At 59.4% G+C, this 15,908-nt stretch carries 13 protein-coding genes; all 13 read left to right on the top strand.

The features are described 5' to 3' along the window. The first annotated feature begins 8 nt into the window (after positions 1–8). Positions 9–1,199 carry an iron uptake system protein EfeO gene (gene efeO, locus J1W56_RS24405; RefSeq protein WP_223615881.1) on the top strand — a complete coding sequence of 397 codons (1,191 nt, stop codon included), beginning with the start codon at positions 9–11 and terminating at the stop codon, positions 1,197–1,199. 15 nt (positions 1,200–1,214) lie between these two features. After that, positions 1,215–2,528 carry an iron uptake transporter deferrochelatase/peroxidase subunit gene (efeB, locus tag J1W56_RS24400; RefSeq protein ID WP_223615880.1) on the top strand — a complete coding sequence of 438 codons (1,314 nt, stop codon included), beginning with the start codon at positions 1,215–1,217 and terminating at the stop codon, positions 2,526–2,528. 11 nt (positions 2,529–2,539) lie between these two features. After that, positions 2,540–3,367, top strand: a complete 828-nt coding sequence (efeO, locus tag J1W56_RS24395) for an iron uptake system protein EfeO (protein ID WP_223615879.1) — start codon at positions 2,540–2,542, stop codon at positions 3,365–3,367. 206 nt (positions 3,368–3,573) lie between these two features. Next, positions 3,574–4,146, top strand: coding sequence for a GbsR/MarR family transcriptional regulator (locus J1W56_RS24390; RefSeq protein ID WP_223615878.1), 573 nt, complete (start codon positions 3,574–3,576; stop codon positions 4,144–4,146). Positions 4,147–4,151: 5 nt separating this feature from the next. Then, positions 4,152–5,924, top strand: coding sequence for a thiol reductant ABC exporter subunit CydD (gene cydD, locus J1W56_RS24385; protein WP_404928830.1), 1,773 nt, complete (start codon positions 4,152–4,154; stop codon positions 5,922–5,924). Next, the gene (gene cydC, locus J1W56_RS24380) at positions 5,921–7,612 is read left to right on the top strand and encodes a thiol reductant ABC exporter subunit CydC (protein ID WP_404928828.1); all 1,692 of its coding nucleotides are present in this window, start codon (positions 5,921–5,923) and stop codon (positions 7,610–7,612) included. Before cydD ends, cydC begins: the two co-directional genes overlap by 4 nt. Before the next feature lie 80 nt (positions 7,613–7,692). Beyond that, positions 7,693–9,270, top strand: coding sequence for a cytochrome ubiquinol oxidase subunit I (locus J1W56_RS24375; protein ID WP_223615876.1), 1,578 nt, complete (start codon positions 7,693–7,695; stop codon positions 9,268–9,270). Positions 9,271–9,276: 6 nt separating this feature from the next. Beyond that, positions 9,277–10,431 carry a cytochrome d ubiquinol oxidase subunit II gene (cydB, locus tag J1W56_RS24370; RefSeq protein WP_223615875.1) on the top strand — a complete coding sequence of 385 codons (1,155 nt, stop codon included), beginning with the start codon at positions 9,277–9,279 and terminating at the stop codon, positions 10,429–10,431. Positions 10,432–10,451: 20 nt separating this feature from the next. Next, complete coding sequence (gene cydX, locus J1W56_RS24365) at positions 10,452–10,574, top strand: cytochrome bd-I oxidase subunit CydX (protein ID WP_223615874.1); 123 nt, start codon at positions 10,452–10,454, stop codon at positions 10,572–10,574. A gap of 461 nt (positions 10,575–11,035) precedes the next feature. After that, complete coding sequence (locus J1W56_RS24360; protein WP_223615873.1) at positions 11,036–12,736, top strand: GGDEF domain-containing protein; 1,701 nt, start codon at positions 11,036–11,038, stop codon at positions 12,734–12,736. 360 nt (positions 12,737–13,096) lie between these two features. Beyond that, the gene (gene repA / locus J1W56_RS24355; protein WP_105735049.1) at positions 13,097–14,296 is read left to right on the top strand and encodes a plasmid partitioning protein RepA; all 1,200 of its coding nucleotides are present in this window, start codon (positions 13,097–13,099) and stop codon (positions 14,294–14,296) included. An 82-nt stretch (positions 14,297–14,378) separates the two neighbouring features. Then, positions 14,379–15,344, top strand: coding sequence for a plasmid partitioning protein RepB (gene repB / locus J1W56_RS24350; protein WP_223615872.1), 966 nt, complete (start codon positions 14,379–14,381; stop codon positions 15,342–15,344). Positions 15,345–15,502: 158 nt separating this feature from the next. Further along, positions 15,503–15,908: plasmid replication protein RepC (gene repC, locus J1W56_RS24345; RefSeq protein WP_264319181.1), on the top strand; the 406-nt coding region annotated here is incomplete at its 3' end.

Genomic DNA, 15,908 nt, shown 5'->3' with positions numbered 1-15,908 from the left:
AGCATCCCATGGTCCAGAATACGAACCCGTCTGCTCCCCGCCCACCCTCGCAAACACTGATGAAGCTTGCCGTCGTGGGTGCCGGCTTGCTTGTCGTTGCTGGCGGCGGCGCATTTTATTATGCCTCGACGATGGTCAAGACCGGCGCCTCGGCTGGCGCGATCACGGTGACGATCAGTGAGGGAAAATGTGATCCGAATGCCCTGACCGTTCCGGCCGGGCGTACCACGTTCAATATCGTCAACAAGTCGGACCGGGCCCTTGAATGGGAAATACTCGACGGCGTCATGGTGCTGGAAGAACGGGAGAATATTGTTCCGGGCTTTACCCAGACATTCACCGCCAAGCTCAATCCCGGCACGTATCAAATCACCTGCGGGCTGCTCAACAATCCGCGCGGGACCCTGACCGTAACGCCTTCGGCGGAGGCCGATGCGGCGGCAGCGCGCCCGGCGCTGGTGGCGTTCGTTGGTCCGCTGGCCGAATACCAGGTCTTTCTTGCCACGCAGACGAGTGCGCTTGTGAAGGGCGCGCAGGCGCTTGACGAGGCCATCAAGGCCGGTGATATCGACAAGGCGCGGGAGCTCTACCAGAAGGCCCGCCAGCCCTACATGCAGATCGAGCCCATGGCCGACCGCTTTGCCGATCTGCACAATGCGATCGATCCTGTCGCCGACTATCTGGAAAAGCGCGAGGCGGACACCGGCTTTACCGGTTTTCACCGCATCGAGTACGGGCTTTATTCGGTCAAGAGCCTCGACGGCCTTGCGCCCGTTTCGGCAAAACTGCTGGCTGACGTTTCGGTGCTCAAGGATCGGGTACGGTCACTGCGCATTCCGCCTGATCAGATTGCCGCCAGCGCTGGCCGCCTGATCGGTACCATTGCAGGCACGAGGATCGCCGCCGGCGAAAATCACTACGCGCGAACCGACCTTGCCGATTTTGAAGCCAATCTTGCCGGTGTATCGCGCATGATCGCGCTGATGAAGCCCGTGGTTGCACAGGGCTCTCCTGCGGTTGTCGCGGATATCGAAGCGCGCTTCGCTGCCGTGGACGGCACGCTGAAATCGCTGCGCGGCGCGGACGGTTTCCCGGCCTATGACAGCGTGAGCGCGGACAAAAGGACGGCACTGGCCGCACAGATGCAGGCACTTGCCGATTCCATCGGCAAACTGAATGCCGCTGTCGGGCTTGAATAGGCCGGGGAAACAATCATGACAAAGGACAGAGACAACAATCCCTTCATGACCAGCCGCCGCGGCCTCCTTCTTGGAGCAGGCGCAGCTGGCAGTGTGCTCGCGGCCGGCATCACGACGTCGCAGGCTGCTAACAGCCACGGCGAACAGGTGACCGACGCTCCCGTTAGCGACAAGATGCTGGAACAGCAGCCCTTCCACGGGCAATATCAGTCCGGCATCGTGACACCGCGTCCGGCCGCCGGCATGGTGGCCTCGTTCCGGGTGCTGGCGAGCAAGCCGGAAGAGGTGGAGCGGCTGTTCAGAAGCCTCACCGAGCGGATTGCGTTCCTGATGAAGGGTGGCACGCCCCCTGCCCTCGATGACAAGCTGCCGCCTGCAGACAGCGGCATCCTTGGCCCGGTGGTCCTGCCCGACAATCTGACAATCACCGTTTCGCTTGGCGCATCGTTCTTTGAGCAGCGGGAGTGGCTTTCACCCCACAAGCCTGCCCGCCTGTCACGCATGAAGGCGTTCAAGAATGACGCGCTGGACCAATCGCTGTGTCATGGCGACCTGTCGTTGCAGATATCGTCGAACACACCCGATACCAATATTCACGCCCTGCGCGATATCCTGAAAAATCTGCCGGATCTGATGGTCCTGCGCTGGAAGCAGGAGGGGTCGGTTCCCGTCCTGCCGCGCAGCCCCGACGGGACGCACCAGAGTGCGCGCAACTTTCTCGGCTTTCGTGACGGATCGGCCAATCCCGATGCCGGCGATGCCGGCCTGATGCAGCGGATTGTCTGGGTTCAGGACAGTGGCGACGAACCGGCCTGGGCGCGCAATGGCTGCTATCAGGCGGTCCGGATCATCCGTAATTTCGTCGAGCGGTGGGATCGCACGCCGCTTGGCGAGCAGGAGCGCATTATCGGGCGACTCAAGCCCAGCGGCGCTCCTTTTGGCGGCCGCACCGAAACGGAAGTGCCCGATTATGCGAAAGACCCGGACGGTGCTGTCACGCCGCTCGATGCGCATATCCGGCTGGCGAATGACCGCAGCAAGGCCGCCGACGCGCATCTCATCCTGCGCCGCCCGTTCAATTATTCCAACGGCGTGAGCAAATCCGGTCAGCTCGAACAGGGGCTGCTATTCATTTGCTACCAGGCGGATCTGGAGAAGGGATTCATTGCCGTTCAGAACAAGCTGAATGGCGAGCCGCTGGAAGAATACATCAAGCCCATTGGCGGCGGTTTCTTCTTTACCCTGCCGGGCGTTGCCGGCGCCGACGATTTTCTTGGCCGAACCCTCTTGGAAGCAGCCGGCCATCCGCCAACAAACACCAAATCCTGAAGGAGCTACCCATGAAATTCAGAGCCTATCTTGCAGCAAGTATCGTCGCGATAGCCGCGGCTGCGGCCCCGCGCGTCGCCAATGCGGAGGTCTCGCCTCTCGATCTTGTCGGGCCCATTGCCGAGTACAAGATTTTCATCGGTGAAAACCTGGAAAAGCTGGTCAGCGAGACCAAGGCCTTTACCGATGCGATCAAGGCCGGCGATCTTGAAAAGGCCAAGAAGCTTTATGCGCCGACCCGCATGAACTACGAAATCGTGGAGCCGGTGGCCGAACTTTTCAGCGATCTTGATGGCTCCATCGATTCGCGCGCCGATAATCACGAACTGAAGGAAAAAGACCCCGCATTCACCGGTTTCCATCGTCTTGAATATGGCCTGTTCAGCCAGAACAGCACGGAAGGCCTGGCGGAATTTGCCGACAAGCTCCAGGCCGATGTGGTCGAACTGCACAAGCGCATCACCGATCTGACCTTCCCGCCCGAGAAAGTCTTCGGCGGCGCGGCTACCTTGATGGAAGAAGTGGCGGCGACCAAGATTTCCGGCGAAGAAGACCGTTACAGCCATACGGACCTGTGGGATTTCAAGGCAAACTTCGATGGTTCGCGCAAGATTTTCGAGCTGGCACGTCCGCTGATCGAGAGGGGTGACGGTGCGTTCGTCACCAAGGTTGCGGGTAATTTCGATACGGTCGGCAAAACCCTGTCGAAGTACAAGACGGCGGAAGGCTACGAACTCTATGACAAGCTGACCGACGACGATCGCGCGGTGCTTGCAGCCGCCGTTAACACGCTGGCTGAAGATCTTTCGACCCTGCGCGGCAAGCTCGGACTGAACTGACCGCGTCACGGCGTTCAGATAGAAATTAGAAAACCCGGCTGGCAACGGCCGGGTTTTTTGTTGGCGAAGTCCCTGAACAGACAGCGTATTCTTTCCGTCATCGTTGCAATGCTAGGTTGAGTTTCGAGGTCACTTGCATCTCATTGATTTATCGAATATCGTAATTTCAGTAATTACTGAAATAACTGTTGTGTCGGGAATCTCTGATGAACCTTCCTCCTCTCGTTCAGTCCTTCGTGCTGCATTTCGGCGAAATGGGCAGCCGGTGGGGCATCAATCGTACCGTGGGGCAGATCTATGCCCTGCTCTATGTCACGCCCGAGCCGTTGAATGCCGATCAGATTGTCGAATCGCTGGGCATTTCCAGATCCAATGTGTCGATGAGCCTGCGCGAGCTGCAGGCCTGGAATCTTGTCCTGCTGAAACACCTGCCGGATGACCGGCGGGACTTCTTCACAACCCCGGACGATGTCTGGCAGATTTTGCGCACGCTTGCGGAGGAACGAAAGAAGCGCGAGGTCGATCCGACACTCTCCGTCTTGCGCGAAATACTCATGCAGCAGCCGGCGAGCGATGCCGAGCGGCATGCACAGGAACGCATGGCGGAAATGCATGGGCTTATCGAGCGCCTCACAACTTGGTACGATGACGTGAAGAAGCTCGAAACTGACCGCCTTGCAACTCTGTTGACGCTTGGCGCCAAGGTAACGCGATTGCTCGAGGCGAAAGACAAGATCGTCTCGCTCGGCCGCACCAAACGCAGTCCGGACAAGGCATAAATGTCATGTCAGTCGATGCACTCAGTTCCCCGGTAGCTTTGCGGGCAGGAGATCCGGCCGCAAACGGCCAAACGCGCGCAAAAACCATTGAGCCGGATAATATAGGGACGGAAACATCAGGCCGTTTGCCCGGAGGACGGTCCGCAGCCCTTGTGCAGGCTGTTGCCGCGCTCCTGTGGCTGCCGCAGGCGGCCCTGCTCAGTATCGCTGTCGGCCGGATCGCTGCGGGCAACGGTTTGTCGGGTGTCGTCTGGCTTGCCGCCGGCGTTCTTGCAATCGGCGTCGTGCGTGCATTCATCGACGCCGCGGGTAACCGGCTCGCTTTCCATGGTGCGCGCTCCACGCTTGCCGGACTGCGCCGGGACGCCGTTCTCGCCCTTGCCCATCGCTCGCCGCTTGATCCTGGCCGGATTGCCTCCGGGGAGGCTGCAAGCATCCTGGCCGAGCAGGCCGAAGCTGTGGTGCCTTACCTCGCGCGGTTTCGTCCCGCCCGGTTCAAGGCAACGCTGGTCCCGCTTGCAATCCTTGTCTGCGTTCTTTCCCTGTCCTGGGCTGTTGCCATCGTTCTGCTCGTTGCCGCGCCGCTCATTCCCGTGTTCATGGCGCTGATCGGCTGGCGCGCCAAGGCGGCGAGCGAGGCGCAATTGGTCGAAGTTGGCGGAATGAACGCGTTTCTGCTCGACCGGCTGCGCGGACTGGCGACAATTCGCGCGCTCGATGCGGTGGATGTGACGGCAAAGCGCCTCAGGGCCGATGCGGAGTCGTTGCGGTCGCGCACGATGGCAGTCCTGCGCATCGCCTTTCTGTCCTCGGCTGTCCTCGAGCTCTTTGCCGCGCTTGGCGTTGCCATGGTGGCGGTCTATGTCGGGTTTCATCTCCTCGGGCAACTCGACTTCGGAACCTGGAGCGGCAGACTCTCATTAAGCGAAGGACTGTTCATCCTGCTGCTCGCTCCCGCTTTCTTTGAGCCGTTGCGCGAGCTTTCAGCAGTCTGGCATGACCGTGCTGCAGGGGAAGCTTCGCTGGAGGCGCTGCGGAAACTTGCCGTCAAGGGCGTGGACCTGCCGCGTGATGGCGACAAGCCCCATGATGACCGGACTGCTTTCTCCGCGCGGATCGGAACGCCCTCCGTTCATATGCGTGATGCCACGTTCCGTTATGCCGGAGACGGGCGGCCGGTTTTCGAACGGTTCAGCCTCGATATCGCTCCGGGTGAAAGCGTGGCCCTGCTTGGACCGAGCGGATCGGGAAAATCGACCTTGCTGGCCCTGATTGCAGGTCTGGCGCCGCTGGACGGCGGCGACATACTGGTTGCCGGCAAATCCATGGCAGAAAATGCTGCGACACAGCGGCGGTGCATCGCCTGGGTCGGCCAGAAACCGCATATCTTTGCCGGGACTGTCGGCGCGAATGTCTCGCTGGGCCGGCCGGAGGTCGATGCGGATGCGGTGGCAGTGGCGCTGCACAATGCCGCCCTGGACACGGTCGCCAATGCCCGTGGAAAATCGTCCATCGGCGAAGGCGGTTCGGGTCTTTCCGGCGGCGAAGCGCTGCGTCTCGCCCTGGCGCGCGCTGCCGCAAATTCGCATGCGCACCTGATTCTTGCGGATGAGCCAACCGCACACCTCGATGATGAGACGGCAAATGATATTGCCGACAGATTGTTTGCGCTGGCGCGAGGCAAGACATTGGTCATCGCAACGCATGATCCGGCTCTCGCCGCACGGGCAGATCGCATCATCGATCTTCGGATCGCTTTCACAAGGAGTGATGCGTGATGTCATTCCGGCGCGATTTCCGGCCTGTGCTGCGGCTTTTCCTGGCAGAACGGCGGTTCATGCTGCTGGCCGGTGCGCTTCTGGCGGCGGCGACGGTGCTGGCCGGTATTGCCCTGCTTGGCTTGTCGGGCTGGTTCATTACCGCCACGGCCATTGCCGGATTGTCGTCGGCAACGGCTTTCACGTTCGATGTCTTCGCCCCGTCGGCAGGTATCCGTTTTCTGGCCCTTGCCCGTACTGCCGCGCGCTACGGCGAGCGATTGACCACCCATGACGCCACGCTCGGTGTTCTCGCTGGTCTGCGCGAAACCTTGTTTCGCGGATGGGCGAGACCCGAGGCTGCCCATCTGCTGCTCCGCCGGCCGTCAAAGCTGCTGTTCCGGCTGACGGCCGACATCGACGCCCTGGATTCGCTCTATCTGCGGATCGTGGTGCCGGGCGCCGTCGCGCTGTGTTCCGCGGTGGCTGTGAGCGTGGTCTTCGGGCTGATGCATCCGCTGTTTGGCCTGGGTGTGGCCGCCTGGCTTTTGGCAACAGGGCTGGCGATACCCTTTCTGGCAGGGCGCTTTTCACTGGATGCGGCGCGCCGCCGGGCCCATGCGATGGAAGCGCTTCGCTCGCGTGTGATCGATCTTGTCGCGGGGCAGACGGATCTCATCATGGCCGGCCGGGTGGCGGCGCAATGTGCTGCGATCCAATCCGCCGATGATCGTCTGGTGAATGCGGATGACAGGCTCAACCGCGTTGAAATGGCCGTTACCGCAGGTTTCGGCATCGCCTCCGCCGTGCTTCTCACGGGTACATTGTTGGCCGTTGCCATTCTTGCACAGGCGGGCCTGATCGGGGCGCCGGTTGCGGCCCTGGCTGTTCTCATGGCTCTGGCAGCGCTCGAACCCTTTGCCGGGCTGCGGCGCGGTGCAGTTGAACTTGGCCGCACCATTCTTGCGGCGCGGCGCATCGGCGGCAATCTTGCCGCTGCACCCTCGCCTGCCCTCCCCTCCCCTCCTCCCGTAGGTCTGGCGGTAGCGCTTGAGAAAGTCACGGTCGCTCATCAGGGCGCAGCTCATCCCGCCCTCACGGACGTCTCACTGTCGTTGGCGAAGGGCGAGCGCGTTGCGCTGGTTGGCGCCAGCGGTGCGGGAAAATCGACATTGCTGGCCCTGATTGCCGGTGAATTGCAGCCTGTGACGGGCCGTGTCGCCTGTACCTCTTCGGCACGCCTGACGCAACGGACGGAACTCTTTCAGGATAGTCTGCGCGAGAATCTCAGGCTTGCGGACCCCGACGCCGGGGATGACCGCCTTTGGCAGGTGCTTGTGATAGCCGGGCTGGCAAGCCATGTGGAAAAATTACCGGCCGGGCTCGATACCCGGCTTGGTGAAGGCGGGTTGGGGCTTTCGGGCGGACAGTTGCGCCGTCTTGCATTGGCACGGCTGCTTCTGCGCAACGCGACGCTCTGGCTGCTGGACGAACCGACCGAAGGGCTGGACGGCGAGACAGCGCGGGATGTCCTGCAGCGGCTGAGGCATGAGATGACCGGTCACGCGGTCCTTGTCGCCACACATATACGGCGGGAGGCTGAAATGGCCGACCGACTCCTCATCATGAAACAGGGGCAGATCGTTGCCTCTTTACACCGCGGCGAACCAGAATTCGACGCCGCACTTGCAGCACTGCGGCCGGACTGAGGACGCAGTCTCAATCACTCGGCGTTCGCCCTTCGCGGCGCTGATCAACAGGGGGTCGGGCGTAAGCCCGGCATGAGCAGATGGAACTCGACATCGTAGCGCTTTCGCGCCTGCAATTTGCGATAACCGCGCTTTATCACTTTCTCTTCGTACCATTGACGCTTGGCCTCTCCGTATTGCTTGCAATCATGGAGACAGTCTACGTCATGACCGGCCGCGTCATATGGCGCCAGATGACTAAGTTCTGGGGCACATTGTTCGGTATCAACTTTGCGCTCGGTGTCGCCACCGGCATTGTCATGGAATTCCAGTTCGGCATGAACTGGAGTTATTACAGCCAGTATGTCGGCGATATCTTCGGGGCGCCGCTGGCCATTGAAGGCCTCATGGCATTCTTTCTGGAAGCGACCTTTGTCGGGTTGTTCTTCTTCGGCTGGGATAAGCTGTCCAAAGTGGGACACCTCACGGCAACCTGGCTGGTTGCAATCGGCTCGAACTTCTCCGCCTTGTGGATATTGATCGCCAATGGCTGGATGCAAAATCCGGTGGGGTCGGCGTTCAATCCCCAGACGATGCGCATGGAAGTCACTGATTTCTTTGCAGTTTTGTTCAACCCGGTCGCCCAGGCGAAATTCGTTCACACGGTTTCCGCCGGTTACGTAACGGCTTCCATCTTTGTTCTGGGTGTTTCCGCCTGGTATGTCCTGAAGGGGCGTCACACGGCGCTGGCCAAGCGGTCGATGACGGTGGCGGCATCCTTCGGACTGGCCGCGGCCCTCTCCGTCGTCGTGCTTGGCGATGAGAGCGGCTATCTCTCCACCGAACACCAGAAAATGAAACTCGCCTCGATTGAGGCGATGTGGGAGACCGAGCCTGCTCCGGCCGCCTTCACGGCATTCGGCTTTCCCGATCAGCAGAGCCGCGAAACCCATTATGCGGTTCGTATTCCCTGGGTGATGGGGCTCATCGGAACGCGGTCGCTGACCACGGAAATTCCCGGAATCGAGGATCTGGTCAAGCATGCGGAGGTGCGGATCAAACAGGGGCTCCTGGCTTATGACGCGCTGCAACAGATTCGCGCTGCCGGCAGCACCAATGCGATCGCACCGGACGTGCGGGCCAAGTTTGAAGACAACGGGGCCGATCTTGGTTACGCCCTGCTTCTCAAGCGTTATGTCGACGATCCGCGCCAGGCAACCGATGCCCAGATCGAAAAAGCGGCGCTGGATACGGTCCCGCACGTTCCAACACTCTTCTGGTCGTTCCGCATCATGGTCGGTCTCGGCATGTTCTTCATCCTGTTGACCGGGACGTTCTTCGTGCTGTCGGTCCGGCGGCAACTCGATACATATCCGTGGCTGTTGCGCATTGCAGTCCTGGCGATCCCCCTCCCCTGGGTTGCAGCGGAGATGGGATGGATCGTCGCGGAATTCGGCCGCCAGCCCTGGATCATCGAGGGCGTCCTGCCAACGGCGGCAGCCGTTTCCAATCTGGGCGCGACGTCCCTGCTGATCACGATTGCCGGTTTTGTGACGATCTACACAATCCTGTTCGTGATCGAGATGGGCCTGATGCTTCGTGCCATTCGCAAGGGGCCGGAACTGGACAATGAGCCAGAAGCCGTCCTGATTTCCCCCCATATCGTACCGGCGGAGTAAACAATCATGATCCTGCATCAATTTCTCGACTATGACACTTTAAGGTTGATCTGGTGGGTTCTGCTCGGCGTGTTGCTGATCGGATTTGCCGTCACCGACGGCTTTGATCTCGGCATCGGTACGTTGTTGCCCTTTGTGGCCCGCACCGACATGGAACGCCGTATCGCCATCAACACGATCGGTCCGATCTGGGAAGGCAATCAGGTCTGGCTCATTCTTGGCGGCGGCGCGATATTTGCCGCCTGGCCACCACTCTATGCGGTCTCCTTTTCCGGTTTTTATCTCGCCATGTTCGTTATCCTGGCGGCACTGATCATCCGGCCTGTCGCGTTCAAATATCGGTCGAAGCGCGAGAGCGCCACCTGGCGGGCTGCCTGGGACTGGGCCCTGTTCGTCGGCGGCTTCGTACCGTCACTCATTTTCGGTGTGGCCTTGGGCAACGTGCTGCAGGGTGTTCCCTTCCGTTTTGACAGCGATCTGCGCATTTTCTATGAAGGGTCGTTCTTTGGGCTGCTGAACCCGTTCGCGCTTCTCTGCGGGCTTCTTTCGGTCGCCATGCTGGTCATGCACGGCAGTGCGTGGTTGCAATTGAAGACGACGGGGATCATCGCCGCGCGCGCCCGCAGATTTGGCGGGATCGCAGCACCGCTCACCGTGCTTCTGTTTGCCGTCGCGGGACTTATCCTTTGGACCGGTTTGGACGGGTATCGCATTTCCAGCGTCGTCGATCCGACGGGGCCATCCAATCCGCTGCTGAAGACCGTCGTGTCGGACAAGAACGCCTGGTTTGCCAATTTCAACACACATGCTTGGATGCTGGTTGCCCCCCTCCTCGGCTTCCTGGGCGCCCTTGTCGCCATGCTGGGTTTCCGTCTCAAGCGGGAAATCACCACCATCCTGGCAAGCGCACTGTCGATTTTCGGCATTATCTCGACCGTGGGCCTGTCGATGTTTCCCTTCATCCTGCCATCGTCGCTTGATCCGCGGTCGAGCCTGACAGTCTGGGATGCGTCGTCAAGCCACCTGACCCTGTTCATCATGCTGGTGGTGACGGCCATTTTCGTGCCGCTGATCGTTCTCTACACAAGCTGGGTTTATCACGTGCTGTGGGGGAAAGTGGATGACAAGACAATCACCAACAAGAGCGGTCACGCTTACTAGGACGAAGAAGGAGTAGAAGAATGTGGTATTTTGCCTGGCTGCTCGGATTGCCGTTTGCTGCTGCTTTCGCCGTTCTCAATGCCATGTGGTATGAACTGGTCGAGGACGATGCCAGCCGCAAGGCGGCGGGCGGCAAGAAATAGCAACGGATATCCATTTTTTGGAATTGATTGCCGGATGGTTTTATCGCCGGCGTGCCGGGCGGCAAATGTGTCTCATTTGCCGCCCGGTATTGGACTGCAGACCAAGGCTTTCCCGGTGTCTCTTGAAGGATTGCAACTAAAAAGTGCGCATCAATATCAACCTATGCGTGTGCTTGCCTATTGATATCTTCCCTTAAACCAGCCATACGATTGAGCGACGAGACCAAGCGTTTGTGAGAAAACGCGGACTTCAGAGGGGACGAAGGACAGTCTTGCTGGTGGCGCCTCAGCTGCTGGAGGGAACTATTGCGATAGGATAATATTGATTGACTTCATTTCGTCCGGCCCGTTTTGGAAGACGTCCCTCCCTGCCAGAGTCCAGCTCCACCGAACTACCCCCAAATGCACCGCGAAACAATGCAGGCGCCAGCCTGTATCGGAAGCTGTGGATTGCCGTCAGCATGGCAGTGGCCTGTACTGCCATTCTCGCAACGAGCGTTATAGCGCCATCCTATGGGGATTACCGGCTCGCACGACTTAACCTTGATCGGGTTGAACGCTTTCGTCTGGTTCTGGACGCCGCCAATCGCCTGTCGGCGGAACGCGGCCCGTCGAACACGGTCATGGGGAGCGCCGATCCTCTGACACCTGACGTGACCCAGCGGCTTATCCAGTTTCGCGCGGCAAGTGATGCGGCTCTTGCCGCAGCGGCAGCCCCCCAAACACCTGATCCCGGAAGCCTAAACCACCCCACCCCTCTCCGGCTGCTTGAACAGACGGGCGTTGATCTCAAACGCGCCAGAATGGATGTCGATCGGGTCGCTGCGATGCCATTTGACCAGCGCACTACAAACGACGTCCAGCAGTCGATTGAAGGCATGTTTGCCGTGGTTGACGATTTCCAGTCGATCGTGGCCTGGAATGTCAATGAGCTTGTCGGGTCTGATGATGCCATCGCGGCATCCGTGATGACGGGCCACATGCTGAGCGATCTCCGGGAATATGGCGGACGCATCGCGTCCCAGATCATGGCGCCTATAGCGACGCGTCATCCCCTGGAACGCAAGCACCTGATTGACAGCAGCCGGACGCGTGGGCGGCTCAATGAGCTCTGGCGCCTGATTGGCGTGCAGGACGCCCTCTTCCGCAGCGATTCCCGTCTTGCCGGCAAGCGCGAGGAAATCGAGCGCGTGTTTTTCGGCGAGGGTCTGGGTATGGTCGACGCTCTTGTCGCGGAAGGCAGGGTCTCCGGGCAATATTCCATGACGGCGGAGCAGTTCACGGACCGCTTTGTCAAAACGCTTCAACCGCTGGAGAGCCTGCGCAGCGAGTTTCTGAACGTCAAGATCGACGAGTTCATGCACACGCGTGATCGTGCCTTAAGCACCTTGATCATGGTTGTCGCCATAACATCGGCGATACTGGCCATTCTTGCGAGCCTTATTCATATGGTGCACCGGTCCGTCCTGTCACCGCTCCTGCAGGCGCGCGAAGAGGTTATCGGCCTTGCCCACGACGTGCCGGTCAAACTTGGCGACAGGCAGCATTATGCCGGGGAAATGCGCCGGCTTTTCGATGCGCTGCAGGTTTTGCGCGGCAAGCTGCATGAGCGGGCTATCTTGACCGACAAATTGAAAGAGCAGGCGGAAACCGACGGCTTGACCGGTCTCTTCAACCGACGCACGCTCGACCTGATCGGTCAGAGCGCAGCAAACAAGGATGAGCAGCCGGAGACGACCTGTCTTATTCTTCTGGACATCGATTACTTCAAGCTCGTCAACGATACCTATGGCCATCAGGCCGGAGATCTTGTGCTCAAGGATGTATCGGCTCTGTTGCGGTCAATGGTCCGGTCGGCGGATGTCATCGCCCGGTTCGGCGGTGAGGAGTTTGCCATTCTCTCGACGGGTGACCAGCTTGCCGACGTCGTCATGCGCGCTCGCCGCATCCGGCTCGCCCTGCAGCGGCATGAGATTCGGCTGGCAGACGGTGTTTGTCTGAATATGACCGCAAGTTTCGGCGTTGCCAGCGGCGTCTTGGGCTCTGCCGGATGGCCGAAACTCATCAAGGCGGCGGACGTCGCGCTCTACCGCGCCAAATCGGAGGGCAGGAATCGCGTTCGATTCGCCGCCGATGACCAGACCGACGCTGAAAACGCATGATTCCGGGCGCGCTTGTTGATAAATCATTGGATAAGTCGGGCGGGTTCCAATGGTGAAAGGCGCCCCGCTGAAGGATGGATTGCCCCGATTGCGTCGGGTGTCCGGTTCAAAGGCGTATTTACTGCAGTAAATACTCAGTGTTTTTGTAGGTAAAACAGCGGGTTACTCACGTTTTGATGCTGGGTGCCCCAACGCCGCGGGATATGCATCGGGATTCAAAGCTCCGCATGTGTTGCATGACAAAACTGTTGTTAAGTTTCTGTTAACCTAAAATTTCTTGATGGTTTGTTCGAATCGGAGCTTAATGGCGCTTCTCAGAAGATTTGCTTTGAAAAAGCGCTATTAGAGGTTTTGTCTCCGATGAATTTCGCTCTACCTCTGCCCAAGTTTGAGTTTGATGACAAGATCCTCGACCAGGGTGCAGAGATTTCACGCCGCTTGAACCAGCTTCGGATGGAAAAGTTTCCGCCGAATGCCAAGAAGACATTGCGGCAGTTCTCCATGGCGGAAGTGGCGCACTATCTTGGTGTGACCCAGAATAATCTCAAGCGCCTGCATCTGGAAGGCAAGGGGCCCGTGCCGGCGCAGGCCGCGTCCGGGCGGCGTTCCTATACCGCGGAGCAGATGCTGGAGCTGCGCCATTATCTCGACCGCAACGGCCGGACCGAGGTTAAAAAATATGTGCCGCACCGCAAGCCCGGCGACAAGCTGCAGGTGATCGCTGTCGTCAATTTCAAGGGCGGCTCCGGCAAGACGACGACATCGGCGCATCTCGCGCAATATCTGGCGTTGACGGGCCACCGGGTTCTGGCGATCGATCTTGATCCGCAGGCGTCCCTTTCCGCCCTGCACGGTTTCCAGCCTGAACTGGACCGGAATCTGTCGCTATACGAATCCATCCGCTATGACGATCAGCGCAAGCCGATTGCCGATGTGATCCTGCCGACCAATTTCCCCGGGCTCGATATCATTCCGGCCAATCTCGAACTGCAGGAGTATGAGTACGATACCCCGCTGGCGATGCAAGACAAGGCATCGCGCGAAGGCCGGCAATTCTTTACCCGTATCGCCAGCGCGCTTGAGAGCGTCGATGACCGCTACGACGTGGTTGTGGTCGATTGCCCGCCGCAACTCGGCTATCTCACGCTGACGGCAATGTCGGCTGCCACGGCGGTTTTGATCACCGTGCACCCGCAGATGCTGGATCTGATGTCCATGTCGCAGTTCCTGCTCATGCTGGGCGGTATCCTGAAGACCGTGAAGCAGGCGGGAGCGAAAGTGGAACTCGATTGGTTCCGCTACCTGATTACCCGCTATGAACCGACGGATATTCCGCAGGCCCAGATGGTGGGCTTCATGCAATCCATGCTGGCTGAAGAGATATTGGCCAACGCCATGCTGAAATCCACGGCGGTATCGGATGCCGGCCTGACCAAACAGACGCTCTACGAAGTGGAGAAGAACAGTTTCACCCGCTCAACCTATGAGCGGGCGATCGAGTCACTTGACGCTGTTAATGCCGAGATCGCCTCGCTCGTGCATCGTGCGTGGGGCCGATGACATGAACCTACGATTTACTGCCGTAAAAACATTGATTTTCGCAAGAAAAATCAACCGCATGACTGGAAATGGACGCAATTAGATGGCCCGGAAGGATATTTTCAGCAGCGTGATGAACCCGGCGCCCGCGCAGACGGAACGCAACGACGCTTTGTCCTATGTGGTGACGGGTGCATCGCGCTCCATCAAGAGCTCGTTCGAGGAACTGGCCAAGGGCAGCGTCGTGGAACTTGATCCGGAACTGATCGACGGTTCGTTTGTCACCGATCGCATCGACGACGACGATCAGGCTTTTCAGGAGCTGCTGGCTGCCATTGCGGAGAGGGGGCAGGATTCGCCCATTCTCGTTCGCCCGCACCCCTCCGTATCGGGTCGCTACCAGATCGTTTTCGGTCATCGCCGGGTTAAGGTCGCACGGCATCTCGGCAAGCTCGTGCGTGCCGTGGTCAAGCCGATGGCGGATCAGGATCACGTCATTGCGCAGGGGCAGGAAAACGCGGCGCGGCAAAACCTCTCCTTTATCGAGCGGACGCTGTTTGCAAAGCGGCTGGGCGATCTTGGCTATGATCACGCCGTCGTCAAATCGGCGCTGGCACTTGATCCGACGACATTTTCCAAGATGCAGTCGGTTTCATCGCACATACCAGAGACTATCGTTCTTGCCATCGGCTCGGCCAAGGCAACGGGGCGGGATCGCTGGTGGCAGCTTTCCAAATTTCTGGAACAGCCGGGAAATCAGGCGAGGGCGGCCGAGTTCATTCACTCTCCGGATTTTGCTGTCGAGAACAGCGATGATCGGTTTGCGCGCCTGTTCGATTGCCTGAACAATGCGAAGCGGCCGGCGCCGAAAGCAAGCGCTTCCAGGACGAAGACCTGGGCGGCCAAGGATAAATCGCTTAACGCAGAGATCAAAGATACGGGAAAGAGCTTTACACTGGCGTTGAAGGCCAGAAATGCTTCTCGTTTCGGTGCATATATTGCCGATAACCTTGACGAACTCTATCGAGCCTTCAGGGAATCGGAAACAGTAGGAAAAACAGGAGATTAACCGCACAAGAAAAAAGCCCACCTAAACATCTCTGTCTTGGAAGGCTTCTCTCATATCTCTAGCAGGATCGAGAATCGCATTTCCGGGAATCAGTGTCAAGACTTTTTGGCGTCGTTTGGGCGGATGGATTTCTTTTGCCTATTGAAAGGTAGAAGACGATGCAGTCGGGGAATGCATTCACGACGCCCTTCGGGCGGCGATCGCTGTCGCTTGGCATGCTGGCAACGCAGGCGCAGGCGAGCGACGTCGATCCAGAGGCTTCGGTCGACAAATGGAAGCTGTTTCGCTCGTTGTGCGAGGCGCGGGCGCTGATCGGGATTTCCGACCGGGCGCTGGTGGTGCTCAACGCGCTGTTGACGTTCTATCCGCAGAACGAGCTCAGCGAGGCGGGCGGCCTGGTGGTGTTTCCGTCCAATGTGCAACTGTCGCTGCGCGCGCACGGCATGGCGCCGGCAACGCTGCGCCGGCATTTGAGCGCGCTGGTGGAAACCGGCCTGATTTTCCGCAAGGACAGCCCCAATGGCAAGCGCTATGCACGCAAAGCCAGAACAGCGGGGGCGGGGG

It is taken from the genome of Phyllobacterium calauticae, from assembly GCF_019991125.1.
In the GTDB taxonomy this organism is placed as follows: Bacteria; Pseudomonadota; Alphaproteobacteria; order Rhizobiales; family Rhizobiaceae; genus Phyllobacterium; species Phyllobacterium calauticae.
This window is presented reverse-complemented; position numbering and strand designations above follow the sequence as displayed.

Excerpts from the sequence above, each read along its gene's own strand:
- efeO (WP_223615881.1), top strand. The coding sequence starts at position 9 with ATGGTCCAGAATACGAACCCGTCTGCTCCCCGCCCACCCTCGCAAACA.
- efeB (WP_223615880.1), top strand. The coding sequence starts at position 1,215 with ATGACAAAGGACAGAGACAACAATCCCTTCATGACCAGCCGCCGCGGC.
- efeO (WP_223615879.1), top strand. The coding sequence starts at position 2,540 with ATGAAATTCAGAGCCTATCTTGCAGCAAGTATCGTCGCGATAGCCGCG.
- J1W56_RS24390 (WP_223615878.1), top strand. The coding sequence starts at position 3,574 with ATGAACCTTCCTCCTCTCGTTCAGTCCTTCGTGCTGCATTTCGGCGAA.
- cydD (WP_404928830.1), top strand. The coding sequence starts at position 4,152 with ATGTCAGTCGATGCACTCAGTTCCCCGGTAGCTTTGCGGGCAGGAGAT.
- J1W56_RS24375 (WP_223615876.1), top strand. The coding sequence starts at position 7,693 with ATGGAACTCGACATCGTAGCGCTTTCGCGCCTGCAATTTGCGATAACC.
- cydB (WP_223615875.1), top strand. The coding sequence starts at position 9,277 with ATGATCCTGCATCAATTTCTCGACTATGACACTTTAAGGTTGATCTGG.
- cydX (WP_223615874.1), top strand. The coding sequence starts at position 10,452 with ATGTGGTATTTTGCCTGGCTGCTCGGATTGCCGTTTGCTGCTGCTTTC.
- J1W56_RS24360 (WP_223615873.1), top strand. The coding sequence starts at position 11,036 with ATGGCAGTGGCCTGTACTGCCATTCTCGCAACGAGCGTTATAGCGCCA.
- repA (WP_105735049.1), top strand. The coding sequence starts at position 13,097 with ATGAATTTCGCTCTACCTCTGCCCAAGTTTGAGTTTGATGACAAGATC.
- repB (WP_223615872.1), top strand. The coding sequence starts at position 14,379 with ATGGCCCGGAAGGATATTTTCAGCAGCGTGATGAACCCGGCGCCCGCG.